Source organism: Arthrobacter sp. AFG20 (genome assembly GCF_002892795.1).
GTDB lineage: Bacteria > Actinomycetota > Actinomycetes > Actinomycetales > Micrococcaceae > Arthrobacter.
Genome location: NZ_PJMC01000002.1, coordinates 352,806 through 378,463, shown reverse-complemented (window position 1 = coordinate 378,463; position 25,658 = coordinate 352,806). Strand labels below are relative to the sequence as shown.

General features: G+C 66.4%; 27 protein-coding genes. 9 read left to right on the top strand and 18 right to left on the bottom strand.

What is annotated here, in order from left to right:
* The first annotated feature begins 170 nt into the window (after window positions 1–170).
* Complete coding sequence (locus CXZ05_RS03635) at window positions 171–2,519, top strand: multicopper oxidase domain-containing protein (RefSeq protein WP_102971243.1); 2,349 nt, start codon at window positions 171–173, stop codon at window positions 2,517–2,519.
* A gap of 86 nt (window positions 2,520–2,605) precedes the next feature.
* Here CXZ05_RS03635 and CXZ05_RS03630 read toward each other — a convergent pair whose 3' ends face one another.
* Both CXZ05_RS03630 and CXZ05_RS03625 read right to left on the bottom strand, forming a co-directional pair.
* Entirely contained in the window at window positions 2,606–3,361 is a 756-nt protein-coding gene (locus CXZ05_RS03630) for a ZIP family metal transporter (RefSeq protein ID WP_102971242.1), read from the bottom strand.
* Window positions 3,362–3,509: 148 nt separating this feature from the next.
* Window positions 3,510–4,481: an exonuclease domain-containing protein gene (locus CXZ05_RS03625; RefSeq protein WP_102971241.1), complete on the bottom strand. Its 972-nt coding sequence runs from the start codon at window positions 4,479–4,481 to the stop codon at window positions 3,510–3,512.
* A gap of 241 nt (window positions 4,482–4,722) precedes the next feature.
* On the opposite strand from CXZ05_RS03625, the gene CXZ05_RS03620 reads away from it, so the two are divergent.
* Both CXZ05_RS03620 and CXZ05_RS03615 read left to right on the top strand, forming a co-directional pair.
* A complete protein-coding gene (locus CXZ05_RS03620) occupies window positions 4,723–5,019 on the top strand; it encodes a hypothetical protein (RefSeq protein ID WP_102971240.1) in 297 nt (98 codons plus the stop codon).
* A gap of 46 nt (window positions 5,020–5,065) precedes the next feature.
* Window positions 5,066–5,329 (top strand): cyclase, encoded by a 264-nt coding sequence (locus CXZ05_RS03615; RefSeq protein WP_102971239.1) that lies wholly within the window; start codon window positions 5,066–5,068, stop codon window positions 5,327–5,329.
* A gap of 207 nt (window positions 5,330–5,536) precedes the next feature.
* On the opposite strand, the gene CXZ05_RS03610 is transcribed toward CXZ05_RS03615, so the two are convergent.
* The 5 genes from CXZ05_RS03610 to CXZ05_RS03590 all read right to left on the bottom strand — a co-directional run bounded on the left by CXZ05_RS03610 (window position 5,537) and on the right by CXZ05_RS03590 (window position 10,749).
* A complete protein-coding gene (locus CXZ05_RS03610; protein WP_102971238.1) occupies window positions 5,537–5,800 on the bottom strand; it encodes a hypothetical protein in 264 nt (87 codons plus the stop codon).
* A 226-nt stretch (window positions 5,801–6,026) separates the two neighbouring features.
* On the bottom strand, window positions 6,027–7,667 hold the full coding sequence (locus CXZ05_RS03605; RefSeq protein ID WP_102971237.1) for an alkaline phosphatase: 1,641 nt from the start codon (window positions 7,665–7,667) through the stop codon (window positions 6,027–6,029).
* Window positions 7,668–7,804: 137 nt separating this feature from the next.
* Entirely contained in the window at window positions 7,805–8,272 is a 468-nt protein-coding gene (locus CXZ05_RS03600; protein WP_102971236.1) for a hypothetical protein, read from the bottom strand.
* Window positions 8,273–8,373: 101 nt separating this feature from the next.
* Window positions 8,374–9,609, bottom strand: coding sequence for an aromatic acid/H+ symport family MFS transporter (locus CXZ05_RS03595; RefSeq protein WP_102971235.1), 1,236 nt, complete (start codon window positions 9,607–9,609; stop codon window positions 8,374–8,376).
* A 672-nt stretch (window positions 9,610–10,281) separates the two neighbouring features.
* Window positions 10,282–10,749 carry a hypothetical protein gene (locus CXZ05_RS03590; RefSeq protein ID WP_102971234.1) on the bottom strand — a complete coding sequence of 156 codons (468 nt, stop codon included), beginning with the start codon at window positions 10,747–10,749 and terminating at the stop codon, window positions 10,282–10,284.
* 251 nt (window positions 10,750–11,000) lie between these two features.
* Between CXZ05_RS03590 and CXZ05_RS03585 the strand changes: the two genes are divergently transcribed.
* Window positions 11,001–12,302: a cyclopropane-fatty-acyl-phospholipid synthase family protein gene (locus CXZ05_RS03585; protein WP_102971233.1), complete on the top strand. Its 1,302-nt coding sequence runs from the start codon at window positions 11,001–11,003 to the stop codon at window positions 12,300–12,302.
* A 96-nt stretch (window positions 12,303–12,398) separates the two neighbouring features.
* On the top strand, window positions 12,399–13,100 hold the full coding sequence (locus CXZ05_RS03580; RefSeq protein WP_102971232.1) for a type 1 glutamine amidotransferase domain-containing protein: 702 nt from the start codon (window positions 12,399–12,401) through the stop codon (window positions 13,098–13,100).
* Between the two features lie 101 nt (window positions 13,101–13,201).
* On the opposite strand, the gene CXZ05_RS03575 is transcribed toward CXZ05_RS03580, so the two are convergent.
* The 3 genes from CXZ05_RS03575 to CXZ05_RS03565 all read right to left on the bottom strand — a co-directional run bounded on the left by CXZ05_RS03575 (window position 13,202) and on the right by CXZ05_RS03565 (window position 15,623).
* Window positions 13,202–13,468: a hypothetical protein gene (locus tag CXZ05_RS03575; RefSeq protein ID WP_102971231.1), complete on the bottom strand. Its 267-nt coding sequence runs from the start codon at window positions 13,466–13,468 to the stop codon at window positions 13,202–13,204.
* A gap of 115 nt (window positions 13,469–13,583) precedes the next feature.
* Window positions 13,584–14,987, bottom strand: a complete 1,404-nt coding sequence (locus CXZ05_RS03570) for a GntP family permease (RefSeq protein WP_102971230.1) — start codon at window positions 14,985–14,987, stop codon at window positions 13,584–13,586.
* Between the two features lie 72 nt (window positions 14,988–15,059).
* Entirely contained in the window at window positions 15,060–15,623 is a 564-nt protein-coding gene (locus tag CXZ05_RS03565; RefSeq protein ID WP_102971229.1) for a gluconokinase, read from the bottom strand.
* A 190-nt stretch (window positions 15,624–15,813) separates the two neighbouring features.
* On the opposite strand from CXZ05_RS03565, the gene CXZ05_RS03560 reads away from it, so the two are divergent.
* The gene (locus CXZ05_RS03560; protein WP_102971228.1) at window positions 15,814–16,548 is read left to right on the top strand and encodes a FadR/GntR family transcriptional regulator; all 735 of its coding nucleotides are present in this window, start codon (window positions 15,814–15,816) and stop codon (window positions 16,546–16,548) included.
* Window positions 16,549–16,644: 96 nt separating this feature from the next.
* On the opposite strand, the gene nhaA is transcribed toward CXZ05_RS03560, so the two are convergent.
* Together nhaA and CXZ05_RS22995 are read right to left on the bottom strand one after the other, a co-directional pair.
* Window positions 16,645–17,997 (bottom strand): Na+/H+ antiporter NhaA, encoded by a 1,353-nt coding sequence (gene nhaA, locus CXZ05_RS03555; protein WP_102971227.1) that lies wholly within the window; start codon window positions 17,995–17,997, stop codon window positions 16,645–16,647.
* Between the two features lie 138 nt (window positions 17,998–18,135).
* Window positions 18,136–18,300, bottom strand: a complete 165-nt coding sequence (locus tag CXZ05_RS22995) for a hypothetical protein (protein ID WP_180987257.1) — start codon at window positions 18,298–18,300, stop codon at window positions 18,136–18,138.
* Window positions 18,301–18,420: 120 nt separating this feature from the next.
* On the opposite strand from CXZ05_RS22995, the gene CXZ05_RS03550 reads away from it, so the two are divergent.
* Window positions 18,421–20,265 (top strand): SARP family transcriptional regulator, encoded by a 1,845-nt coding sequence (locus CXZ05_RS03550; protein WP_258006424.1) that lies wholly within the window; start codon window positions 18,421–18,423, stop codon window positions 20,263–20,265.
* 8 nt (window positions 20,266–20,273) lie between these two features.
* Here the strand turns inward: CXZ05_RS03550 and CXZ05_RS03545 are convergent, their stop codons facing one another.
* The 6 genes from CXZ05_RS03545 to CXZ05_RS03520 form a co-directional block, all read right to left on the bottom strand.
* On the bottom strand, window positions 20,274–21,530 hold the full coding sequence (locus tag CXZ05_RS03545) for a plasmid pRiA4b ORF-3 family protein (RefSeq protein WP_180987256.1): 1,257 nt from the start codon (window positions 21,528–21,530) through the stop codon (window positions 20,274–20,276).
* Between the two features lie 127 nt (window positions 21,531–21,657).
* Window positions 21,658–21,861, bottom strand: coding sequence for a cold-shock protein (locus CXZ05_RS03540; protein ID WP_003806113.1), 204 nt, complete (start codon window positions 21,859–21,861; stop codon window positions 21,658–21,660).
* 229 nt (window positions 21,862–22,090) lie between these two features.
* Window positions 22,091–22,438, bottom strand: coding sequence for a PRC-barrel domain-containing protein (locus CXZ05_RS03535; protein WP_102971224.1), 348 nt, complete (start codon window positions 22,436–22,438; stop codon window positions 22,091–22,093).
* Complete coding sequence (locus tag CXZ05_RS03530; protein ID WP_102971223.1) at window positions 22,425–22,865, bottom strand: hypothetical protein; 441 nt, start codon at window positions 22,863–22,865, stop codon at window positions 22,425–22,427. The genes CXZ05_RS03535 and CXZ05_RS03530 overlap by 14 nt, the downstream gene beginning before the upstream one ends.
* Complete coding sequence (locus CXZ05_RS03525; RefSeq protein ID WP_102971222.1) at window positions 22,862–24,088, bottom strand: Nramp family divalent metal transporter; 1,227 nt, start codon at window positions 24,086–24,088, stop codon at window positions 22,862–22,864. The genes CXZ05_RS03530 and CXZ05_RS03525 overlap by 4 nt, the downstream gene beginning before the upstream one ends.
* Entirely contained in the window at window positions 24,085–24,552 is a 468-nt protein-coding gene (locus CXZ05_RS03520; RefSeq protein WP_102971221.1) for a hypothetical protein, read from the bottom strand. The genes CXZ05_RS03525 and CXZ05_RS03520 overlap by 4 nt, the downstream gene beginning before the upstream one ends.
* A 246-nt stretch (window positions 24,553–24,798) precedes the next feature.
* On the opposite strand from CXZ05_RS03520, the gene CXZ05_RS03515 reads away from it, so the two are divergent.
* Both CXZ05_RS03515 and CXZ05_RS22755 read left to right on the top strand, forming a co-directional pair.
* Window positions 24,799–25,185 (top strand): TfoX/Sxy family protein, encoded by a 387-nt coding sequence (locus CXZ05_RS03515; RefSeq protein ID WP_102971220.1) that lies wholly within the window; start codon window positions 24,799–24,801, stop codon window positions 25,183–25,185.
* Between the two features lie 151 nt (window positions 25,186–25,336).
* Window positions 25,337–25,579 (top strand): hypothetical protein, encoded by a 243-nt coding sequence (locus CXZ05_RS22755; RefSeq protein WP_146033045.1) that lies wholly within the window; start codon window positions 25,337–25,339, stop codon window positions 25,577–25,579.
* Window positions 25,580–25,658 lie beyond the last annotated feature (79 nt).

The following is a 25,658-nucleotide window of genomic DNA, read 5'->3' as shown; positions in this document are numbered from 1 at the left end:
CAACGCCGCCGGTGCGGCCCATGTAAGGACATACGCCTTTTCGACGGCGGTCCCAAGCTTTCCCTAGGCTCCAGGCATGACCATGGGGGCAGTCTGAAAGCGCAATTGGGGGCGAACATGGACTTGCATTTCAGCTTCACTCCGGTCCCCAGCACACTGGGAGGTCGGGCGTGGCTACTCTGGACATCCACATCAACGACGGATTCGTGCCCATGGTGGACGGCTCGCTGGTCTACCACCGCGGGTTCGGGGACCGCCGCACCGCACTGAACGACCCGAAGCCGGCGCTGGCCATGAGTCCCCGGGTGATCACTGCGAACGGCCGCGTGGTGGCGAGCAGGACGTACCCGCTGGGCGCCCCCGTGCCGCCGCATGGCAGGCCCACGCCACTGCGGCCCGACCCGGCCTTCGCCCGGCAGTTCCTGGCCCGGCGGGGTTACTGGGCCAGCTTCTTTCCGCCCCGGACACTGATTGCCGAGACCGGCAGCACCATCGAAATCATGCTGCACAACAACCTCGCGCAGCCGCACGAAATCCGGTTCCACGGCGCGGGACCGGGCGGGGCCGACGCCGGATCAGGGCCGGTCGCGCCGGGCACATCGAAGCTGCTGCGGTTTCCTGCGCCCCTGCCCGGGACCTACCTCTACACGGACCCGGGCAACCAGCCGGTGGAACGGACCCTGGGTCTCTATGGGGCCCTGGTGGTGATCGATCCCCGCAACGCGTGGCGGCTGGCCCCCGGCGCGGCCGAGTTCGAGCGCCAGTGGCTGTGGCTGTGCCACGACGTCGACTCCAACTGGGCCCGCATCGCCTCGAGGGGGCAGACTATCGATCCGCTGGCCACCCCGGCCGTGCCGGACTACTTCACCATCAACGGGTTCGCCGGGTTCCAGTCACTGGCAGCCACCACGGACTTGGAGTTCAACGAACGCCGGCACCAGGACACCCTGCCTTCAGGCCACCCCCGCGAGACCGACGTGCGCAACTTCAGCGCCTCCCCGTCCGCCGGGGCCATCCGCACCGGACACCTCATGCGGATGGTCAACGCCGGCATCGCTGACCACCAGCTGCACTACCACGGCAACCATGTGTGGACCGTGCGCTCCAATGGCGTCGACTTTCCACGGTCACATGGCCGGGTTACGCCCCAGGGTGACGTCGTGCTCCAGCAGTGGGAGGACACCATCCAGCTGCAGCCGCTGGAACGCAAGGAGTCCATCCTCCCGGTCAGGCGGCCGCCGGAGGTGATCGACCAGGTGTGGAACGCCAGGACCGAGGACTGGACGTATCCCATGCACTGCCACGCGGAGCCGTCCCAGACGGCGCGCGGCGGGCTGTACCCCGGCGGGATGGTGGCGGACTGGGTGCTGGCCGGCCAGCCCGCCCCGGTGCAAGGGACACCGCCTACGGCCGCGGATCCGCACCACACGTTCCGCAGCCAGGTGGACTTCTCCTCCGACCAGCCGCATGAAGGCAGCCCGGAAACCGAATTTCCGCTGAAGCCTGACGTCTTCCTCGAGATGGACTTCTTCAACCGGAAGTTCGATTTTCCCGACGGTTCCGAGCATGAGATGTGGAGCTTCGAGGGCAACGAATTCGGGCGCCAATTCCCCGGGACTACGGTGCGGATGCAGGAGGGCCAACTGTTCCAGTCGACCATCAAGCCCAGCAAGAGAGTCCACACCATTCACTGGCACGGCATCGAACCGGATCCGAGGAACGACGGCGTGGGCCACACCTCCTTCGAGGTCACCGGCCATTACACCTACCAGTGGAGGCCCGACGTTGCCGAACGCGGCAACCCCAACCGCGGCTCGGCGGGAACCTACTTCTACCACTGCCACGTCAACACCCCGCTCCACGTCCAGATGGGCATGTTCGGCGCGATCGTCGTCGACCCTCCGGCCAATCCAGCTATGCCCGCGCCGGCCGGGACACGCCGTCACACCTTTGAAGGTCCGCTGTATGACATCGCCACGGAAACCCTGATTGCGCCCTACTCCCTCGATCCGCGGTGGCACGAACTGAACCATGCCGCGGGGCTCAACGGCGAGGACGCTGGGCTGAATCGCTTTGAGCCAAGGCATTTTTTCCTCCTCGGCGGCAACATCCCTACTCGGCCGAGGGGCGACGACGTAGTCTGGACCGTCTCCCAGATGCGGGCCAACGTGGTGCGGAACGGCAAGTATCCAACGTTGATACGCATGGTCAACGTCGATTATTTCCCCACGCTGACCACGATCACGGATGCGGCGGGCAGGCCAGCCAGGATCGCCGAGCTGATCGCCCACGACGGCCGGGCGTACTGGACCACGCCCAGCCCCACAGGCCCTGCGGTGCAGCCCTCGATAGCCCGCCAGCCGCTCCTGACCAACATCATCAAGTCCGGCGCCGCCGAGAAGTTCGACTTCCTGCTGCACCCTCCGGCTCCCGGCAGGTACACCATCAGCATCCAGTTCCTGCACTGGATCACGTCGAAGGTTCTCGCCACCAGGACGGTCACGGTCACGGCCGCCTGACCTGACCGGTCCGTTTGGACCGGTCGTTAAAGCTCGACGGCGGGTGGACGCCAGCGTCGCCGGCCACCCGTCGTCGGGGTCACCAATTAGCCGCCAACATGGTGGATGGTAAACGCGGAGAGGAAGCCCACGGCGGCCACCAGGCCGGTGAGGTTGTGGTGCTCCTCGAAGGCCTCGGGGATCATTGTGTCCGCGAGCATGGCGAGGATCCCGCCGGCGGCGACGGCGGTGATGAAGGCGACCAGGCTGTCGGGTGCGGTTTCAAGCGCCGTGTAGCCTACCAGCGAGGCGAGCCCGCAGAGGAGCGCGATGCCGCCCCATACGCCGAAGACGTACTTGGCGCTGCGGCCGGCCTTCTTCATGCCTGCCGTGCTGGACAGCCCTTCGGGGACGTTCGAGATGAACACGGCGGCGAGCATGGCGGGGCTCACGGTGCCTGCGGTGATGAGGCCCAGGCCGAGGACCACCGATTCAGGAATGCCATCCAGGAGTGCCCCGACGGCGATGGCTGTACCGCTGCCCGGATCGTCCTTTTCGGAGGGCTGCTGGTCTTTGGACCGTTTCCTGTGTTTGGCTCCGGAGCGGGCTAGCAACGCGTTGGCGCCCACGTAGACCACCGCGCCGGCAAGGAAGCCGAAGACCGTGGGCCAGAGTCCCCCGCCCTGCACAGCCTCGTCCACGAGCTCGAACGCCAGCGCGGAGATGAGCACGCCCGCCCCGAACGCCATTATCGAGGAGACCAGCTTGGCGGGGATGTTCCATTTCCAGGACAGTCCCGAGCCGAGAACCAGCGCTCCGCCGGCCAGAGTTCCCCAAAATAGCGCCTGGGCCCACATGGGCATGGATGTCCGCCTTCCCCGGCCGTGAGGCCTCGTTGAGCTGAAGGGACGGCCTTGTTCAGTTACGCCCGCCCCGGTCCACGAGCATTCTCGCAGATGCGGAGCATGAACCCGTGGCGGCAGGCCGCCGGGGGAGGTCAGTTATCGCCCGTCAGTTGCCGGGGCGGAGCCGGTGCCAGCCGCGGGTGATGCTTGCCCAGATCGCCCACATGGTGGCCGCGGCGGCGGCGAGCGTCAGTGCAGCTGTGACGGCCTGGCCGGCGGCGACGTACCGGATGGTGAGTCCAGTGAGGTAGGCGAGCCCGACGGCGGCCGCGACGCCCAGAGCGAACAGGACCAACCCCGCCGCGGTACGGAATGCGCGCTTCCGGGCTACCGGTTTGGCGGCCGCGTTCGGTTCAATGCGGCCAGTATCAGAATGTTCAAAGTCGGGGCGCTCGACCTCGGTGCGGCTCAGCTGCAGCAGGTCCGCGGTGCCTGCCTCGGCGATCCGGGCCCCAGCGGCGCCGGGTGTTTCAGCTTCCGGGCCGGAGTCGGTGCGGACGCGCCGGCCACGGCGGCGCTTGCCGACCGCCGTCGTCGGCCCTTCCCAGACCTCGGCCAGAGTGGTGAAGCCGCGGCGGGCAGCGACGGCGATCACGATCTGGGCGCAGGCCAGTGCGTGTGCCCGCGGCTCGTGCCGCTCAACGGGCGGAAGTTCCAGCGCGGCCAGCACGTCGCCGAGGCGGTGCCGTGGCAGGGCCAGGTAATCCTCCGCGAGGTGCAGCGCGCAGTAGAAGTCCTTGGCTGGCAGGTCCAGATACTGGTGCTCGGTGGCTTTACGCATCACGGAGGCATCGTAGGCGGCATCGAACGCCACGATCGGGTCCTCGGAGACGAACTGCAGAATGCCCTCGAGGGACATCTCCCAGTCGGCGGCGCTCTGGACGTCCGGTTGGGCGATGCCGTGGAGCTCCACATTGATGGGATCAAAGTCGTCGATCCCGGGCGGCGGCTTGATGAGCCACGACGCCGTGTCCACGATGTGCCCGTTCCGGACCTTCACCAGGCCGACGGCGCATGCCGAGCCGCGGTGGCTGTTGGCCGTCTCGAAGTCGATGGCCGTAAAACTGATTCCTGACATCCTTGCCTCCCCAGGGCATTGCACGGGAGGTCCCAAGCGCCGTTGCTTGTGACCTCCCGCACATGACTTCGCCATTCTTGCAGTAGGAATGCCGGATTACGTTCTCTGCTGAAAATGTGACGGGCGCCCTTCAGTCAATGAAAAGACTGTTGACACCTCGGCCGGGCAGGAGTAGCACGGCCTTGGGCGGCCCAATCCTGGGCCGCCTTAGGTGATTCCGCAATCATTTCAGGAGGACGTCATGCCTGTCGCCATCGTCATGGATTTCGCCGGGGCAACACTGGAGCAGTACGACCAAGTCATCGAGAAAATGGGCTTCACCCACGGCGGTCCGGGCGCCCCGGGCGGCCTGACCCACTGGGTGGCCGCCACGGACAACGGCATCCGCGTCGTCGACACGTGGGAAACGCGCGAGCAGTTCGATGCCTTCTCGAAGGAGAAGATCGGACCCATCTCAGCGGAAGTAGGGATTCCCGGCCCGCCGGAAATCAGCTTCTACGACGTTTACAACACGCTTACCGCCGGCCCCAAAGCGTAGGCCGCAGCCTCGCTTCAGACACTCATCGCTTCAAAGGAGAAGCATCATGGCCGTTTCACTCATCCTTCACCGCGTTGCCGACTACGACGCATGGCGCAAGGTCTACGATTCCGTCGCCGACATGCAGAACGATGGCGGCGTCACCCAGCAGTCGGTCCACCGGATGGCGGATGATCCGGACAATGTCCTGGTCATCCATCACTTCGACAACGTGGAGACCGCAAGGGCGTTCTTTGCCAGCCCGGACTTGAAGGACGCGATGCAGCGCGCCGGTGTCCAGGGCGAACCGCGGATCGAGTACTTCGAGTAACCGCAGTTCCGCAGTATCCGTAAAGCCCGACGGCGGGTGGCCGGCAATGCCGGCCACCCGCCGTCGTGATTCCGCCTGTTGCGCCGGTGGTTGGGCCCACGCCGGGAGGGTTCCCTGGCCGAGCTTGCGAGGTTAGGGCGCCGGTGGTTGGGCCCACGCCGGCAGGGTTCCCTGGCCGAGCTTGCGAGGTTAGGGCGCCGGTGGGGATCACCGCCCCGGGTTCGGATCCACACCCTCCACGGGGGGCAGTCCGCCGTCGTCCTGCCCGCCGGTATTCTCGGCTTCGGCCGCAGCGGACTGTGTGAGTGGTTCATCGTTTTGCGGATCGTCCTTGTGGCGGGCTTCCTGAAGATGCTGTTCCAGCTTCTCTTCGGCATCCCGCCGGCGCTGACCAACGGTGCGCATCTGCTGGGTGGTGGGTGCCGCATGCGCGTGCAGGTGCGGCCCATTTTCCGGAAAGAACTCGCTCATATTGGAATCCTCCCACCGGACAGGCCGGGTGGCTACCCATCTGAATCGCCCGCCCGCTGGCAAGAAGTTCCCCCATTGCTGGCCGCAGAGCGGCCTGCCATTCTGGATAAATCCCGCTTCCGGCGGACAACGTGTCCATGGCGGCGGTAGCACTGGCAGCCTCCCGGCGCCGCAGGGCAGCCCGAGGTGACTGTCGACTGAGCCGGGCGCCGCCGGTGGAGCGGGCCTAGGGCTCCGGGTGCAGGTCCTTGCGGAAAATCACAGCGCCGTTGGCGTTGCGGAGGGTCACGGAGAAGACGTCGTCCGCGCCGAGGTCAACGTGGCCGAAGTACTGGCTTTCGCCGCTGCGGGGGGACTCGCCGGCGTAGGCACCGGCCCGGGAGAAGACCACCTCCGGGCCGAAGGTGGCGTCCATTTGGTTGGGTCCGAAGCTGCCGGCGTTGATGGGCCCGCCGACGAACTCCCAGAAGGGGTCGAAGTCCCGGAAGGCGGCGCGCTCGGGAGAGTAGTGGTGGGCGGCGCAGTAGTGCACGTCCGCGGTGAGCCACACCACGTTTTTAACCCGGTTGCGCTTGAACGCGGACAGCACGCGCGCGATCTCGAGCTCCTTGCCCAAGGGGGCACCGGCGTCGCGGTTGGCGAGGGACTCCTGCGCTGAGGGCCCGTCAGGGACGATGATGCCGAGCGGGAGGTCCGCGGAGATCACCTTCCAGGTGGCTTTGGACTTGCTGACTTCACGGATGAGCCAGTCGGCCTGCTCCTGGCCGAGGATGTGGGTGAGGCGCGCTTCCTTGCCGTCAGTGTTGGGGTCCTTGAAGGTGCGCATGTCCAGGCAGAACACGTCCAGCTGCGGGCCGCGGGAAATCTTGCGGTAGATGCGGGCCGGTTCGAAGCCGGTGCTGCCGTCGCTGAGCTGGGCGATGGGCTGGTATTCCTGCCACGCCTGGCGGCCGCGCGCCGCGAGGACGTCGACGCGGCGCTCGGTGTAGCGGGCGTCGGTGAGGACTTCGCCGGGGTACCAGTTGTTGGTGGTTTCGTGGTCGTCCCACTGGGCGATGACCGGAACCTCGGCGTAGAGGGCGCGGATGTTCTTGTCCATGAGGTTGTAGCGGTGCCGGCCGCGGTACTCCTCGAGGGTTTCGGCCACCTTGGAGACCTCCTCGGTCACGAGGTTGCGCCAGATCTGGCCGTCGGGCTCGGTGACCTGGGCGGCGATGGGGCCGTCGGCGTAGATGGTGTCGCCGGAGTGGATGAAGAAGTCCGGCTTGGTGGCGAGCATGGCCGCATACCCGCGCATGCCGCCGATCCCCTCGTTGATGCCCCAGCCCTGGCCCGCGGTATCCCCGGTCCAGACGAAGCTCTGCCCGCGCTCGCTCCCGGCGCTGCGGGACCAGGGGCTGTTGGCCTTCGAACCGGGCGCAGTGCTGAATGAACCGCGGGCGGTCTCCCCTGCGTTGCCGTCCGGGTCCTCGAAGTGCATGGCGATCGCAAAGCGGGTGCCCGACGGGAGGTCACGGGCGTGGATCTTCGAGGTGAAGTCGGTGGCGTCGCTGGCAGCGGTGCCGCGCAGCACGCGGCTGAAGGCGCGGCCGCCGCGGAGCGCGGACCCGTCCTCGTCGACGGCCACCAGGTTGGCGACCAGCCGGCCGGCGCCCGACGCGCGCGACCACAGGACGCCGGAGTTGGTGGTGACGTCCCCGGTGGAGATGCCGGACGGGAGGGTCAGGCGGTTGCGGACCAGGGGAACCGCGGACGGCCGGGATGCGTGGGCCGGGACCACGAGAGAAGGTGCGACGGCGGCGGCACCGGCGGCGGCGATGGCGCCTTTGAGGACGATTCGGCGGGAAAGAGCAGTCATGGGACCCATGCTTGACGGGCAGGGTTAAGGGCCGGCGACGGCGGGGTGAACCGGGTGAATCACCCCGGTGACGACCCGATCGAATTCGAATGGGTGGCTGGCATTCCCGCCAGCAACCCGCCGTCGTACGTTTTCCAGGAAGCAGCTCAGCGCGAGGGCGCCTCGTCCACGAAGGCCACCGGTGCCACGGCTTGCTGATAGAGCTTCAGTGCGTCGGCCACGGCCAGGTTGCCGAAGTTCAGGGACAACTGCAGTCCATCGAGCTGGGCGTTGGCGCTCTCGGCCGCGCTGACCTTTTCGCCCAGGGCGCGGGAGTTGGCGAAGTTCGTGGCCAGGGCGGCGGCGACCGAGAGAACTACCGCCGCGAGACAGAGGAACCGCCAAACGATGGAGTCGTCGCCCAGGGAAAAGATGCCCTGGACCGCTTCGGTGAATCCCGTTCCGCCCACTGCTGGGCCAGCCGTGAGCATGGCCGCCAGTGCACTGCCCACGATGCTGATGTTGGAGAGTCTGTTCCGTCGTGGCCGTTCCCGTCCCAGGTAGGAGCGGATGGCCTGCTGCTTTTGGTTTATGCGGTCGGACAGCCGTTGACGCGTATCCGCGGATTCGTCCATGGTCTGCTACAGCCTTTCTCCCCCCGTCGACGTTTGGATCAGGATCCCACCGCACTCACGTCCGGTCCAGACTCGGCTGCTCCAGGCCGTCGGACGCGGGCCTAGCGAGCCGTGGCGTTCGCGCTGGTGTTGGCCACCGCGTTGGTGTTGGCCACGGAGTGCGGGACCGTCACCAGGGCAACCACGGCGAGAGCGCCGGCTGCTGCGAAGATGTAGAACCCCCACGGGTAAGCGATGCCGGCTGCGACCAGCCCGCCTGTCACGGCAGGTCCTGCAATTGCGCCCACGCGCCCGACACCGGCAGCGAATCCGAGTGCCGTTGCGCGCAGGCGGGCCGGGAACAACTGGCTAACCCAGGCGTAAACGAGTACTTGAGAACTGAAGACAAACACTCCCGTGACAAAGACGAGGGCGTTTAGCAGGACCGCGTTGTCAACCTTAACGCTCAAGAGGGCGAGGCAAACCGCCGAAAGACCAAACCAAAGCAACACGATGGGTTTGGTCCCGTGCCTATCCGCCAAGACACCGGCGACAATGAGGCCGGCAACGGCGCCAAGATTCAAGACCAGGAGCAGGGAGAGCCCTGCACTGACGGGATATCCGGCCGAAGCCATAAGCTGCGGAAGCCAGGTATTCAAGCCATACACCAGCAGCAGCCCCATGAATGACGCCGCAGCGATCGCCGCGGCGACCAGAGGGTAGGGCTTCTTGACCAGATCCCGGAAACCGGCCTGCTCCTCTGTCCTGGCAGTCCTGGCAGCCGGCAAGGTCTCCGGCAGTTTGAACCACAGGAACGGCAGGAGGACTAAACCGGAAACGCCTCCCACCAGGAACATGATGCGCCAGTCTGGAATGACTATCAATGCAAGGAAGGCCGTCGCCACCGCTCCCACATGGTACCCGGTCATCGTGCGGGTGGTTGACTTGCCGGCTGAACCTGCCGGGGCATAGTCGTTCATGTAGGCAAGGGCGGCCGGCAGGCAAGCCCCAAGCCCGACCCCGGCCAAGAGCCGGAAAGCACCAAAGACGGCCACGTTAGGCGCCCACATCACCGCGAGGGTGAAAATCGAGAACCAGAGCACGCATGCAACCAGCAGGTTCCGGCGACCGAGACGGTCTGAGAGCGGGGCAATAAAGAGCGCTCCCAAACCGACGCCTACAAGAGAGATTGTTGCGACGAATGTAGCGCCTACTGCGTCAAAGCCAAGTTCGCCCGTCTTGATCAGAGTGGGAATGACGGTGCCTAGCACCACGAGGTCAAAGCCGTCCAGGACCATTGCCAGCCAGCAAAGCCACACAGGCCATCGTGACGGGAGGGCGGAGGGAGAAGTTGTCATGGAATCCTCATTGATTAGGGAAAAAATGGAAGCGGCAACCGTTTGAGAGTCCTCTCACAGGTAGACGTGACCCACCGCATGCTTTACCGCCAATCAGAGTACATTGACGTTCATGTCACGTACAAATGTTCGTTATAAGAACAATTTAGGCAGCGCTCGTTGGTTGTCGGCTGTGGCGGAGCTCGGCAGGACTGCGGGGAAGTTGGCCGACATCGGAAGCGGGTCCACGTGCTCCGGGAGAGCAGGCTCTTCGGTTAACCGACGAGAACGCATGTGTTTGAACTACACGAGAGTCCTGTCCGTTGGAAAGGTCTCTGTCATCCCGTCGTAGCCACATCGCTTCGGGAGTCATGCCTGCTCATTCCTGTCGAGGGTGGAGGAAGGCGAGCCGATCGACCGGCCGGGCGGACAAAGCATTGAGAGGAAAGCTGCACGTTCCTATCAAGTCACTACCTCCGTCCGGGCCGGTCGCCCATGGTGAATGGCAGGGAAGCTGAGTCGACAGATCTCCTCGGAGACAGAGACCAGCCACCGGAGCAGATGATCCGTCACGAAGCGGGGAAGTCAGGAACCTCTCCCCTGCCACCGCTCTCTGTTCTCCTCAGTACGGAGCGGGAGAAGGCTCCATTCATTCGACGACGGCGTTTGGTGCCAAGCTGCCATCAGTACCCGTCAGCGCGAAGGCACTTTATCCACGAACGCCACATGGGAAACGAACTGCTTGTACAGCATCGCTGCTTCCTCAATCGCTATGTGGCCGAAACCCAGAGACAGTTGCAGCCCTTCCAGTTGGGCGATTGCTGTCTCCGCTGCAGTGACCTTTTCAGCCAAAGCCTGGGAATTGGCGAAGTTCGTGGCGAGCCCGGCCCCGACGGACAGAATCACCGCTCCCAGGCAAAGGACACGCCACACCACGGAAGCGTCGCCCAGGGAGAACATGCCCTGGACTGCCGCAGTGAACCCCGTACCCCCGAACGCAGGGCCGGCCGTGAGCATGGCGGCCAGTACACTCCCGGTGACGCTGAATTCCGTCAGCTTGTGCCGGCGCGGCCGGAGCCGTTCCAGGTAGGAGCGGAGTGCAGACTGTTTTTCCTCGATGCGGTCGGACAGCCTCTGGCGCGTCTCCGGCGAGTCGTCCATGGCAGTTCAGCCTCCCTCTCCGTCGGTATTTGCGATCAGCATCCCACCGGGCGGATTGCCGGTCCAGAGCCGAGAGCTTCGGACGGTCCGACTCGACTCACCGGCCAAGCCGCGAAGGAACGCCCGGACGCCTGTGACCCCTGCGAGACAGGTTTGTCTCCCTGTCCGGTGCGGGCAGGCTTGTGTACGTTATTGCACAGGACTGCAATGGCGCAGACCCTAGCTGGGCACGGGGACGAGAGGCGACGAGTATGGCAAAGACAAAGGGAGTGGCGCCAAAGCTGGCCAAGGCATTGGGCATCGTGCTGGGCACCGGGGAGTCGGGCACCGGCGAGATTCCGATCCGGCTGCGGGCCTGGGACGGCTCCGAAGCCGGTCCCGAAGATGCCCCGCTGATCGAGTTCACGTCCCGCCGGGCGCTGCGGCGGATCCTCTGGTCCCCCGGGCAATTGGGCCTGAGCCGGGCGTACGTCGCCGGCGAGATCACGGCCCACGGCGACATCTTCGAGGCCTTCGCCGCACTGAGTTCCGCCGGCAAGTTCGCCCAGCCAGGCCCATTCAGCCCGCTGACGCCGCGGGAGGTGTGGACTCTGCTGAAGACCGGCGCCAGGCTCGGAGCAGTGGGTCCCAATCCTGCTCCCCCGCCGGAGGAAGCGAGGGTGGAAAAGCACGGCCGGCGGCACTCCAGGAAACGGGACGCCGCCGCGATCTCACACCATTACGACGTCGGCAACGACTTTTACCGGCTGGTCCTCGGCCCGTCGCTGGTCTACTCGTGCGCGGTCTGGTCCGATGAAGGCATAAGCCTGGAAGAAGCCCAGGAGGAGAAGCTCGATCTGGTCTGCCGCAAGCTGGGCCTGCAGCCCGGCCAGCGCCTGCTGGACGTTGGCTGCGGCTGGGGCAGCTTTGCCCTGCATGCCGCCGAGCGGTACGGCGTCACCGTTGTTGGAATCACGATTTCCACCGAACAGGCCGAGCTGGTCCGCAAGCGGGTCGCCGAGGCCGGACTGACGGACCGAGTGGATATCCGCGTCCAGGACTACCGTGACGTGAACGACGGGCCCTACGACGCGATCAGCTCCGTCGGCATGTCCGAGCACGTGGGCCGCGAGCAGCTGAACCGCTACGTCTCGCAGCTCCACGGCCTGCTCCGCCCTGGCGGCCGGATGCTGAATCACGCCATTTCCTGGAACGCCGGGCCCACAGAGGACGATCCCAATTCCTTCCTGCCCCGCTATGTCTTCCCCGACGGCCAGATGCTCAGCCTCTCGGAACTGATGACGGCGCTCGAGGGCGGCGGCTTCGAAGTGCTCGACGTCGAGGCCCTCCGCCGGCACTACGCCCTGACGCTGCGCGCCTGGGTGAAGAACCTCGAGGAACAGTGGGACGAAGCAGTCCGGCTGACGTCCGAAGGCCGCGCGCGCGTCTGGCGGCTGTACATGGCCTCCAGCGCACTCGGCTTTGAAGGTGGCCTGACGGGCGTGAACCAGGTGCTGGTTCGGAAGGCCGGCGGCGAGGAGCCGCCGCTGCGGCTGAGGACCTGGGCCGGCTGAGGTCGTCGCCGATTGAACGCGGGGGCCGCCAGATCTCGACGAGCTCGATCAGCGTCCCCCGTCGAAACCAAGAAACCCACATAAGGAGTAAGGACAATGGCTAACATTCTGATGGTCGTCTCGGCGGCCGATTCGCTGACCATGAAGGATGGCAGCCAGCACCCCACCGGGTTCTGGGCGGAGGAGCTGGTGGTGGCACATCGGACCCTGCAGCAGGCCGGGCACAACGTGGACTTCGCCACGCCCGGCGGCGTCAAGCCGACCGTGGACAAGATCAGCCTGCAGGCAGACGCCGTCGGCAGCGAGGAGCGGGCGGAGGACTTCCGCACCTATCTGGAAATGATCGACGTCGACCTCTTCGCACCGCTGGTGCTGGCCGACGTCGACATGTCCGGGTACGACGCCGTGGTCCTGCCCGGCGGCCATGGCCCTATGGCCGACCTTTTCCAGGACAGGGACCTCGGCCGGATTCTCGTGGAGGCCGACGGCGTCGGCAAGATCATCGCGCCCTTCTGCCACGGCCCGGCGGGCCTGCTCAGCGCCACTGCCGACGACGGCGCGTTCACTTTCGCGGGCCGCAAGCTGACGGTGTTCGCCGACTCAGAGGAACTGGGCGGCGGCACCGGCGAGAACACGCCGTGGCTGGTGGAGACGGCGCTGCGGGAGAAGGGTGCCAACGTGGAGACGGGCCCGGACTGGGCCAGCCACGTGGTGCGGGAGGGCAACCTGATCAGCGGCCAGAACCCGCAGTCCAGCGAGGACGTGGCCAAGGAGGTCATCAAGGCCCTCGCCGAGTAGCCACCGCCGGCTGAAACAACAACGCGGGGTCAGATACCGCCCAATCCCGGCAGCGGATTGGGCGGTATCTGACCCCGCGTTGCATTAAACGACAGTGCCCCTCAGTCACCCATGCCGGGCTGGACCCGCACGAAGTCGACCTTGTTTCCGGGGTTGCTCCGGCTCTTCTGGTGACGCGAGAATCCCTTCGCATCCAGGTGGTTCTGTGCGCGGAACTCGGCCAGGGCTTCGTCGTAGGCCTGGTTGAGTCGCTTGCCGGAGACCTCCTCCGCTGTGCCGTCGGAAAAGGTGATGGAGACGAGGATGCTGTCCGGGAAGTGCCGATTCATCCGGATGAAGCCTTCGGCATCCTGCTGGAGAGTGATCAAGGTGGTCCGCCTTCGTGGTTGAGGAGTTCCAGTCTCCCGCACTTTTATACCCAGGTACGACGGCGGGAGGCCGGCAGATCTGCCGGCCTCCCGCCGTCGCACTCAAGAAAAGCAGCTATCCCGCCAGCCCGGCGACCAGGAAGATCACCGCCGCGATGGCGAAGCCCATGACACCGATGAGGGTTTCCATGATCGTCCAGGTCTTCAGCGTGGTCTTGACGTCCATGCCGAAGAAGCGGCCCACCAGCCAGAAGCCCGAGTCGTTGACATGGGAGACCACCACGGAGCCTGCGGCCACGGCGATCACCATGGCGGCGATCTGCATCCCGTTCAGTCCGGCCGAAGCGACGGCTGGAGCGATGAGGCCTGCGGTGGTGGTCAGCGCCACGGTCGCGGAGCCCTGGGCGATGCGCAGGATCGAGGAGACCAGGAAGCCTGCCAGGATCAACGGGATGCCCATGTTGCCCAGCACGTCCGCAAGGGCGTCGCCGATGCCGGAGGTGCGCAGCACGCCGCCGAACATGCCGCCGGCGCCGGTGATGAGGATGACCGAGCAGACCGGACCCAGCGAGGACTCGAGCAGCTTCTCCAGTGCACCGTTGTGGACGCCACGGCGGGCGCCGAGGACGAACATCGCCACGAGGACGGAGATGAGCAGGGCCACCGGGGTCTCGCCCAGGGTCCGCAGCACCTGGAACCACTGCTCGCCCTTGACCGATTCGGACAGGACGCCGGATGCGGCAAAGGTGTTCAGGCCCGTGTTGATGAAGATCAGGACCAGCGGCAGGAGCAGCAGGCCAATGACAGTACGGAACCGCGGCGGGTGGGATTCGGCCTCGGCACTGGCGTGGCCAAGGAGTTCGGGAACCGGAAGCATCAGCTTCTTGCCGGTCCACAGGCCGTACAGGTAGGCGGTGACGTACCAGGTGGGGATCGCGGTGAGGAGGCCGGCGATGGTGACGAGGCCGACGTTCGCCTCAAAGAAGGCCGACGCCGAGACGGGTCCCGGGTGCGGCGGCAGGAAGATGTGCATCACAGAGAAGGCACCGGCAGCGGGGAGGCCATAGCGCAGCACTCCGCCGCCCAGACGGTGGGCCACGGCGAACACGACGGGGAGCATGACCACGAGGCCGGCGTCGAAGAAGATCGGGAAGCCGAAGATGAGGGAGGCGAGGCCCAGCGCGAACGGGGCGCGCTTTTCACCGAAGATGCCGATCAGGTAGTCGGCCAGCACCTTCGCACCGCCGCTGGTTTCCACGATGCGGCCCAGCATGGCGCCCAGACCGACAAGCAGCGCAACGGTGCCGAGGGTGGTGCCGAAACCGTTCACCAGCACCGGCACCACCTGGTTGGCGGGGATGCCCGTGGCGAAGGCCGTGGCGAGGCTGACCAGGATCAGCGCAAGCAGCGCGTGCATGCGCAGCCTGATGATCAGGAACAGCAGGACGCCGATTGCGGCAGCCGCGATAAGCAGCAGCGGACCTGCGCCCAGCGTTTGTGTCCATCCTTCGATGGTCATGATTCTCCTTTGAAGCAGATTTCTTGGGGGGTGGGCGCCGTGTCCCGAAGTGCGCGGCGCCCGGTGATGCAGCTAGTTGGCGCAGGGCGCCTGATTGGTGGGAAGCTCCTCGCTGGCGGGGAGCTGCAGCGCGGCCAGGATGGCGGCGATGAGTTCCTCGGGCGAGCGGGTGATGTCAAGGCGGACGCTGCCTGCCTCAAGCTCTTCCGCGGTCAGCGGTTCCAGGGTGGCCAGCTGGCTGGGCAGGAGCGTGGGCGGCATGAAGTGGCCCTCGCGTCCCTGCATCCGCTGGCTGATCAGGGCAGCGTCGCCGTCCAGGTGGATGAAGAGCACGCGCCCTTCGGCTTCGGCCAGCAGCTTGCGGTAGCTCTGCTTGAGCGCGGAGCAGGTGAGCACGGTGCTGTGGCCGGCACGCGCCTGCCCGGTCATCCAGTTCTGGATCTGCTGCAGCCAGGGCCACCGGTCCTCGTCCTGCAGTGGAATGCCCTGGCTCATCTTGTTGATGTTGGACTGCGGGTGGAACTCGTCCGCCTCCGCGCTTGCCCAGCCGAGGTGCTTGGACAGGGCCGCGGCGATCGTGGACTTGCCCGAACCGGCAACGCCCATCACCACCAGGTGCGTGGCTGGAAACTGCATGTTTACCTCCGAAGAAGACGTCTTTGGCTTGTGGAAGAAGCTCAATCTGCAGCCCGACTCGAACTGCGCTGGAGATAAGGTATCACCAATTCATCCGAAAGATACTATCTTTGCGTGTCACAGGTCATACCTTTGCCTTCATTGTCCGGTAGTCTGGAGGAGCGCTTCAGCGCAAAGGGAAGGCAGGACGATGTCGACGGCGACAGAAGACCGCGCGGGTAACGCGTACGACGGCGGGTTGTCACCCGCCATGCACGAACGCGTCCTTGACGCTGTGGGCGTGGCTATCGCCTCCGACGCGCTGGCGCCCGGAAGCCGGCTGACCCTTGAAGGCCTGCAGCAGGAGTACTGCGTGTCCCGAACTGTGGCTCGCGACACCATGAAGGTCCTCGAGTCGATGAACCTGGTTTACTCGCGCCGCCGGGTGGGGATCGTGGTTCAGAGCCCGGAGCTCTGGAATGTCTATGACCCCAAACTGGTGCGGTGGCGCCTCGCATCGGATCGCCGGGCGCAACAGTACGCCAGCCTCACTGAGCTGCGTATCGCCGTCGAACCCATTGCAGCGGCAGGTGCCGCCCGCCGGGCAAGTGCAGCGGAGCGCAGCCAGCTGGTGGCCTTGGCCGCGGACCTGCGGCGGCTTGGCGAGGCCGGAGAGCTTCAGGCGTTCCTCGCGGCCGACATCGCCTATCACCGGCTGCTGCTGAAAAGCTGCGGGAACGAGATGTTCTCGTCCCTTGAAGGGATGGTGGCCGAGGTGCTCACCAGCCGCACCCATCAGGGCCTCATGCCATTCAAGCCGCGGCCGGAGGCCCTCGACGCCCACGAGGAAGTAGCCGCCGCCATCGCCGGCGGGGACGCCACGGCTGCGGAGAGCGCCATGCACCACATCCTGGACGAAGTGCGCGAAGCGATGGGGCTGCACTAGCCCGCCGGTTGCGCCCGCCGAAACCGGGTCCACCGCGGGTTGGGCTTGACCAGGTACGGGTTGCCGTCCGCCCGCTCCCTCATTGCCACACTGGGTTCAAGAGCGGTGGTCCTGTTCATAGACGTCGGGGATGCCGTCCTGGTCTGAGTCGATTTCCTCTTCAGCTTCTGCCAGCCGGTATTGGCGGTTTCTGGTGCTGAGGACGGCGGCTGCGAGCAGTGCAGCAATGAGGGACGCGGTTAGAATGCCGACTTTAGCGTGGTCGTCGTGGATGCTTCCGTGGCCGAAACTCAGTTCAGCCACGAGCAGGGAGACGGTGAAACCTATTCCGGCCAGGACGGAGACCCCGAAGATGTCGATCCATTTGAAGGAATCATCCAGCCTTGCCCTGGTTGCCTTTGTGAGAACCCAGGTGGTGCCCAGAATCCCCGCAGGCTTACCCAGTACGAGGGCGAGGATGATGCCCAGGGCGACCGGGTCGATCAGGGCCGAGACCAGGCCGTCCAATCCTCCGACGGCGACGCCCGCGGAGAAGAACGCGAAGATCGGTACGGCGATGCCGGCGGAGATGGGGCGGAAGCGGTGTTCGAACGTTTCCGCGAGGCCGGGGCCGGCTTTGGGGCCACCGCTTGCCTGGGAGCGGATCACGGGGACGGCGAATCCCAGCAGCACGCCGGCTACGGTGGCGTGGATGCCTGAGGCGTGCACGAGCGTCCAGGTGGCGATGCCCAGGGGCAGCAGGATGAACCAGGCTGCTGCCAGCCTGGTGCCAAAGAACCGGCGGTATTTCTGGGCGAGGAAGGTGTAGAGGCCCAGAGGGATCAGTGCCAGCAGCAGCGGCCCGGGCTGGATGTCGTGCGAGTAGAAGATGGCGATGATGCTGATCGCGATCAGGTCGTCGACCACGGCGAGGGTGAGCAGGAAGATCCGCAGGGCGCTGGGCAGGTGGGAGCCGATGATCGCCAGGACGGCCACGGCGAAGGCGATGTCGGTGGCGGTGGGGATGGCCCACCCCCGCAACGTCTCCGGACTTGAGAGGTTGATCAGGGCGTAGATTACCGCGGGGACGGCGACGCCGCCGACGGCGGCGGCGATGGGGACGATGGATTTGCTGATCTGTCGCAGGTCTCCGGCGACGAACTCCCGTTTGAGTTCGAGTCCGACGAGGAAGAAGAAGATTGCCAGCAGGCCATCGGCGGCCCAGGCTCCGAGGCTGAGGTTAAGGTGCCAGGGCTCGTAGCCGATCCTGAAGTCCCGGAGTCCGAAATAGCTCTCGGCCAGGGGGGAATTGGCCCAGATGAGCGCGATAACGGCTGCGGCGACCAGCAGGGCGCCGCCGACGGTTTCTTTCCGCAGTATCGCCGCAATGCGCAGCGCCTCGGCGTAGCTGCCGCGTCCGAAGACGGTGGATCCGCGGCGGGGCGGAGTTGAGGGTGGGTTCTGGTCCATTAGGCGTCCTGATCATTGGGTCGACAAATACTGTGCCGACCAGACTTCCCGGCTCACCTGCCTCCAGTCTAAGGGCCGGGGCCGCCCTGACACGAACGGGCCCATCTGGTTGAGCCGGTCGAAACGAAAGCCTCAGCCCTAAAGCCGCGCCTCCGAGAAGGGAACGCTCGGTAGGTGGCCTGCGTGCCATCCCTCTCTGGAATGCACACCGGGAGTGTGGCCACGGCCGTCGCTGAGGACGGCACGGACGGTGGCGCCGATAGCCCAGAGTCCAACGAGCAGGATGATGATGAGCAGTTCCATGGTATTTCCCTCGGATGAGTGGCGGTGCTGATTGGATGGCCTCAGTCTGTGCGGCATGCGTGTGAGCAAGCGTGTGAGCCGCCGCAGACAGTGAAAAGCCGCGGCGGTACCATGAGCCGTATGGCCGAGACGTGGATCCGGCTCCTCGGTCCACCGGCGATCGAGTCCACCGGCACCCCTCCCCCGCAGCCCAGAGGCCGCAAGGCATGGGCCGTGCTGGCCTACCTTGCGCTTCAGCCGGACGGCACCGGGCGGTCGCGGTTGGCAGCGCTGCTGTTTCCGGACGCCGCCGATCCCCTCGGCGCCCTGCGCTGGAACCTCTCCGAGCTGCGGCGGACGCTCACCGGTGCAACGCTCGACGGCGATCCCCTGCGGCTGGCGCTGCTGCCGTCGTGGCGCTGCGATGCCCTCGAACTGGTCGGGGCGGGAGCCATCCCCCGCCCCGACCCGCACAGTCTGAACGGCCAACTGCTGGAGGGGCTGTCCTTCGCCGATTGCCCGGTGTTCGATTCCTGGCTGGCCGACCAGCGTTACCGGCTGGAGAACTGCGCGCAGTCCCTGCTGTACGAGTCCTCCGTGTCCGCGCTGGCTTCCGGTGATCCGCGCGAGGCTGCGGAGCTGGCCACGCTGGCGCTGCAGCGGGACCCGTTCCACACCGACTGCAACGCCGTGCTGGTCCGGGCGCTGGTGGCCATCGGTGAGCACCGGCATGCCCGCGAGCACGTGGCCAAGTGCGCCAACCTTTACCGCGACGAACTGGGCCTGCCGCTACCGCCGGAAATCCGCCGAGCACTATCGGGTGCGGAGCCAGAGGCGGACCCGGGGATTCCCGCCACGGTGGCCACCGTCCGGTCCTATCTCGACGCCGGCGGCGCCTCGCTCTCGGCCGGAGCCGTGGACCGGGGCCTGGATCAGCTGCGGCTCGCCGTCGTCCTGGCCCAGCGCACCCCTGACCGGCACCTCCTCGCCGAGTCGCTGGTCACGCTCGCCGGGGCGATGATCCACCAGGCGGGCGGCCGCGGCGCGGAGGTGGCGGATTTCCTGCACCGGGCGCTGTCAGCGGAGGCGCTGTCAGCCGAGGCACCGCCGGCGGAGGCGCGGTCGGAAAAGTACGACGGCGTGTCCCCCACTACGGCGGCTGCTTACCGCGAGCTGGGGTACCTGTCCGTCCAGCGGGGCGTACCGGACCGGGCGGCGGGCTGGCTGGAGCGGGCCCGTGCGGCCGCCGCCCGATTCCCCGACGAGCAGGCCTGGGTCCTGGCGATCCAGGGCATGCTGGCGTCGGACACCGCACGTTATGGCGACGCGGTGGAGGCGCTGACCGCGTCCGCCAAACTGGCCAGGGAGGCACGGAACCGCCGGCAACTGGCGTTCAGCAGCGCGCTCCTGGGCCGCGTATGGCTGCTGCGCGGCGAACTGGAACCGGCGGCAGAGGCCCTGGACCGCGCCCTCGGATGGATCCTCGCCGAGCACTGGACAGCGTTCGAGCCGTTCGTGGCCGGAGTTCGAGGCGAAACCTACCTGGCGGCGGGAGACCTCGAGGCTGCCGCAGAAATGATCGACCGGTCCTGGGTGATGGCGGACCTGGCCGGGGACCACTGCTACATGGCCCTCGCCGCGGGCGCCGAAGCGCGTCTGTTCCTGGCGCACGGCGACCTTGCCGCGGCACAGCACTGGGTGGACCGAGGGATGAAGCCCAAGCCCTGGTACGTCTGGTACTCGGCCCGGCTGCTGGACGTTGCGGCGGAGGTGGCCATCGCCGCACGGTCTGGCCGTGCTGGAGAAGTGGTCGAGCGTCTCGGAGCCCTTGCCAGCCGGAGCGGGATGCGCGAGTTTGTGGTCCGGGCGCAATCCCACCGCGCCGTGCTCGGTGACGAGGCGGCGGCCCAGGCCGTCCCGTGGCTGGCGAAGGAGATCGACAGCCCCGCACTGACCGCGTTCCTGGCAGCCCGCGGCCAGCTGTAACCGGCCGCCTACCGCCCCTGAAGCAGCCCCTGTACCTGAAGCAGGAACTTTCGGCCGCCGTCGGTCAGCACGGGAGGGGCCGTGAAGCGGTCGCTGGGAACAGTCAGCTGCAGGCACTGCAGCGTCCCGCGGCTGCGGAGGTACATGTCTCGGCCCAGGTCCAGCGGGATGGGCGCCCCGGTCCTGGTGCGGAACCCTTCGACGTTGAGGGTGTCGGCAATGATCCGTGCCCGTTCATCCCAACGCGGCGTGGTGCCGTCGAGCAGCCATTGCACCAGGAGGCCGTTCACTGTTGCGGCTGCTTCCTCCGGAGGGTTGCCGACGGCGTTGGCGAGGTAATCCCAGAGGGGTTGGCCGCCGTCGGACATTTTGCGGCCGGCGGGCGAGAGCAGCAGCCGCCCCTTGGACTTCCGGAGCAGTTTCCAGGCCTGCAGCTGCTCCCGGAGCTGCAGGACGGGCAGGGTCTGAACCTCGCGGTTGGCCTTGCCGGGCCATCTGTCGTCGAGGCCGAGGGCGTCAAAGGTTTCCCTGACGAAGGCCGGTTTGAGGTAGCCGTCCTGGGTCAGCGGCAGCCCGTCGGCGGGAACCTGGGACAGGAACCAGTGGACGGAATGGACGACGGCGTCGATCTCGACGTCCGTGGGCGGCTCGGGCCAGAGCTGCAGGGCGAGCTCGTCCAGCCGGGCGTTGAGCGCGCCGGCGTCGAACGCGGTCGGCGCGAACGCTGTGGCGTCCTCGCCGGTGGCGAACTTGTACCAGCTAGCGGTGTCCTCGTATTCCGGGTGCCCGGGATCGCCCAGGACTTCAACGATCCGTCGGTAGCCGTGTGGACCGCCTGAATCTTCCACCGGGCCGCGGTTGGCGCCGTCTGTGCAGCGCAGAGTCTTCTCGGGAAGCTCTACGGGCCCCATCAACTCGACGGTGTGCGTCCAGGCATCGCCGAAGTCGTATTCGTATTCGAAGTCGGCGGGTCCGGTCCTCTTTGCATCCAGAAGTTCAACGAGCGCGACGCCGGACGCCGGCTCGGCGTAGCTGTCCTCGACCGCTTCGTCCGGGCCGACGATGACGCGCCCTTCTCCGCGGAGGTCAGTACAGCGGATCCCGTAGAGGTGGCGGTTTTCCCACCCGAAGGCGGCCTGAAGGGCGCGGTGGAATTCCGGGACGGTGATGGTTTCCGGGAGCTGAAGCCGCCGCCAGACCTCTGGCTCAGTGCCTGTGATGCTGATTCGCAGGTCAAAGGCAGGGACGGTGGCGGTTGGTTGCATGATGGCCATTGTTCCAGAGCGCCGAAGGTCGGGGCACCAGCGTTACAGCACAACCGGGTTAACAAAAGCAGGGCCCGTCCGAAGACGGGCCCTGCTCGAAACCTAACGGTCCCGGTTATCTAGGAAATTAGATAGCCTGGATGTTTACAGCCTGGGGACCCTTGGGGCCCTGCTCGGTTTCGAAGGAAACCTTCTGGTTCTCTTCGAGGGAGCGGAAGCCGGAGGAGTTGATCGCGGAGTAGTGCGCGAAAACGTCCTGCGAGGAGTCGTCCGGGGAGATGAAGCCGAAGCCCTTTTCAGCGTTAAACCATTTGACGGTACCAGTAGCCATTATTTTTGTCCTTCGTGAAGGTGGAGGAAAAGTCCCGACTTTCGGGTCCTCCGGTGTGGGGTGTTCAAAACCGCTACTTCAGAAGAACGCGGACTTTCGACCGCGCGTACTGCCTGAACTACACAATGCAAACACAACAACGTGAACAACTCTACAGGACATCCGGCCTGCCCAGCGACAAACTTGCAGCAACAACCATTTGAGACCCGCATCACGGGAGATGCCGGCACTACTCCTGCCCGTTTCCGTCCAGCGCCGGACTGTACGCCGTGTACCCGGGCCGCAGCCGGACGGACCGGTCGCCGAGCACCTCGATGTCCTCCCACATCACAAAAAAGGATCCGCGGTGCCGCCACCGCAGCAGCTTAGGCAGGGGCCACGGCTGCGTGAGGCTGTTCCGCTCGTAGCCCATGAACGACGACCAGCTGTGCGGGCTGACCACCAGGCCCAGCAGCCGGGCGTCGGCCATCAGCCGGTGCGGGGCGCCGTCCACCACAAACCGGGCGTCGGCCACGCGCCCCAGCCACACGCCGTCGTCGTTGTGCACCGGAGTGCCCAGCAGGTCACCGAGGATCACGGCGGCCTCCCGGAATCCGGGCGATGATCTTGTCGCGGATCCAGCGCTCCACCCAGTCGGCGTCGAGGCCCTGGCCGCTGACACCGAGCCGGACCACCACGCCGACGCTGGCCACGTCGGCCCACGGGATCCGGATCAGCCGGGACGACGGCGGCCTGCCGCCGAAGATGCGCGTCCCCAGCACGGGGCCGGTCAGCAGCGCCCTGAGCACCGGAGCCGGTGTTCCTGTAGGGATCACCGTCTCTATAGGAGTCTCAGGTTCGCCCTCGGGGGCGCCGAGTTCGAGGTCGTCCACGGTGGTGACGGGGACGCCGTCGCTGTCCAAAACCTGGCGGTCCAGCAGGTGCAGCTGCGCGTCCAGGGTCTGTCCGGCAACGGGAGGAATCGGGGCCAAGGGATCAGAGCCCGGCGGGCGGGGCGTTTTCATGCGCCGGCTCCTGTCACGATCATCAGGGGTATGGCCGCCAGCGAGGCCACGAGGATCACCACGAGGTAGACCATCGCCACCACATTCACGCCCCGGCCGTTGACGTGCTTGCCCATGTACTGCGGATCGTTGGCGACGATCAGGATGGGCAGGTACGTCAGCGGCAGCGCCACCGCGGAGAACACCACGGAGTATTCGGTGACCAGCACAGGGTCCACGCCGGTGGCCAGCACCGCGATGCCCACCAGCAGGCAGATGATCATGGACACGTGGAAACGCGCGGCCTTCGCGGGCGCCCGGAACTTGCCCCAGGACCAGCCGAAGAACTGCGCCAGCGTGTAGCCACTGGACAGCGTCGTCTCCAGCGCAGCGCCGAACGTCGCAGCCACAATGCCCAGAAGGACGACGGCGAGCCCCAGTTTTCCGGCGCCCTCCGCCACCGGGAGGATCACCTGGGAGAGGGACGTGACGGATATCCCGGCCGGGAGGAGCACGACGGCGGCGCAGCCGGCGATCGCGACGGACAGCAGCCCGCCGAGCGGGAACCCCACCAGGACGTTGATCCGCGACTGGATCAGGTCCTTGATCTTCCACCCCTCCTCCACAGCGCCGGAGGAAAAGAAGAACACCTCATACGGCGTCATGGCGGCGCCGAACAGGGCGATGGCGAAGTACCAGTAGGTGGCGCCGGTTTCCTCGGCCGGGACCGCGGGAATGGCCTGGCTGGCCAGGGTGCCCCAGTCCGGTTTGAGCAGGAACAGTGCCACCGCGAACACGATCAGGGTCAGGCCCAGGAGCCCGGTGACGTTTTCCATGATGGAGAACTTGACCCGCCAGATCACCAGCCACACAGCCACCGCCGCCAGCGGAATCCACAGCAGGTAGTTGACACTGCTGGCCAACTGCAGGGCCAGCGCGATGCCGCCGATCTCCGCGGTCACCGTCATCAGGTTGATGAGGAAGGAAGCGGACAGGTTCGCCAGCCCGGCGCGCGGCCCCAGCCGTTCACGGATGACCTCGAAGGTGGCACGGCCGGAGGCTGCCGCCACCCGACCGGACATGTTGGCGAACACGCAGATGCCGACGACACCGACGGCCACCACCCAGATGAGGGACAGCCCGAACCGGGATCCGACGACGGCGTTGGTCACCAGGTCGCCGATGTCCACGAACCCGCCAATGGCCGTCAGGATGCCGAGGGCGACGCCGAGCAGGCGCTTCATTTTCCGCCCTCGTTCGACTTCAGCCCGCTCAGGGCTTCCTCTGCCGCGGCGAGCGCCCGGGCGCCGTCCGAAAGGGACGGCCCGCCGTCGTCGGACGACACGGCGTCCCGCGCGGTGGTGAGGCCGGCGGCCGAACTGTCCAGAACCTTCAGCGCGTCCTCCCGCACTTGCCGGTCCTCCGGCGAGGCGGGCGAGAGCCGCAGGACGGTGTCCCGGCCGGCCTGCACTTCCTTGAGGGCGTCCTCGAGCGCGGTGGAAGTGGCGGCGCGGGTGAGCTTGCCGTCTGCGTCCTGCCGGATGGCGAGCCGGGCGGTGGCGATGGCGGAGGCACTGTCCTCGGCGGCGGTGGACACCGTGTCCGCGACGGCGCCTGAGCAGGAGGTGAGGACGGCGAGCGCCCCGAGGCAGGCAACGGCGCGGAGTGCCCGGCGCCCCGTCCGCGCTCCGGCTGGCCTGGTCAGCACCCTTCCTCCAGCCTCCGGGCAGGCCCGGATCGTCCGAAACGCCCCACATTTAGTTGCCTTGAGCTAGGTATAGCACTGCGGGCCGGCAAACAGCAGAGCGCCGGGTGGTGAAGTTGGCCGGGCTGCCTGGCAGTTGGGCCCGTGACGGTGGCCGGAGCCGCCGGCCGGGCGTATGATCCGGGCATGGGACGGCTCACGGCCCTTTCCACCCCTTCTGCCCGAGCCCTGCTACCCGGAGGTGCACCGATGGAAATGCCCAAAGCGACCGAGGCTGACAAGGAACACTTCCGGGCCGTGGTGCCTGACCATCCGGAGGTGGTCATCAAGCCGATGTTCGGGAACCTCGGGGCGTTCGTCAACGGCAACATGTTCGCCGGGCTGTTCGGGCCGACCATCGGCATCAAGCTCTCCGACGAGGACCGGGAGGCGCTCGAGTCCGGGGAGCGCACCGTTCCCTTCGGTCCCGCCGAGCGCCCCATGGGCGGATACACAGGTCTTCCGGAGATCTGGAACGAGGAGGGCGAGGGCGACGACGCGCGGGCCAGGGCCTGGACAGAGAAGGCGTTCGCGTACGTCGCCAGCCTGCCGCCGAAGGCCGCCAAGGAGCCCAAGCCGAAGGCCGCCAAGAAGTAGTTGCGTCCCCTCCGCTTCCTTGCGTGCACAGTCGGTGAGACGTGTCGTTTCCATGGGATCTGTCCTCCCCTGGGTGGAACTTGTTCGTCCTATGGGTGGAAGTCTTCTGGATTGGCCCAGGGAGTTGCAAAGACCCGCTTAGGGTGAAGTCATGTTGACTTCGTTCCCGCCGGTCAGGCTGCTAACCGCACCTGTTAGCGCTGCTCTGCTGCTTGGAACCCTGCTGGTTCTGGAACAGCGCAGTTTCGATCGGAACACGGCGTTGCTGCTGGCACTCGCCACCGCCATCGCGGTGGCAGAGTTACTGCCATCGGCAGGGCTGGGCTGTGTTTTGGTCGCGCTTCTCTTGCAAACCCTGAAGGTATTTCGCCGGTGCTGTTGTCCGGTGTTTTGACCTACGCTGCGGTTCCCTTGGTGGTCTTCTTCGCCACGGTTGGCTGGAGAGCACGTCCGGTCTGGATCCCACCGGCAGC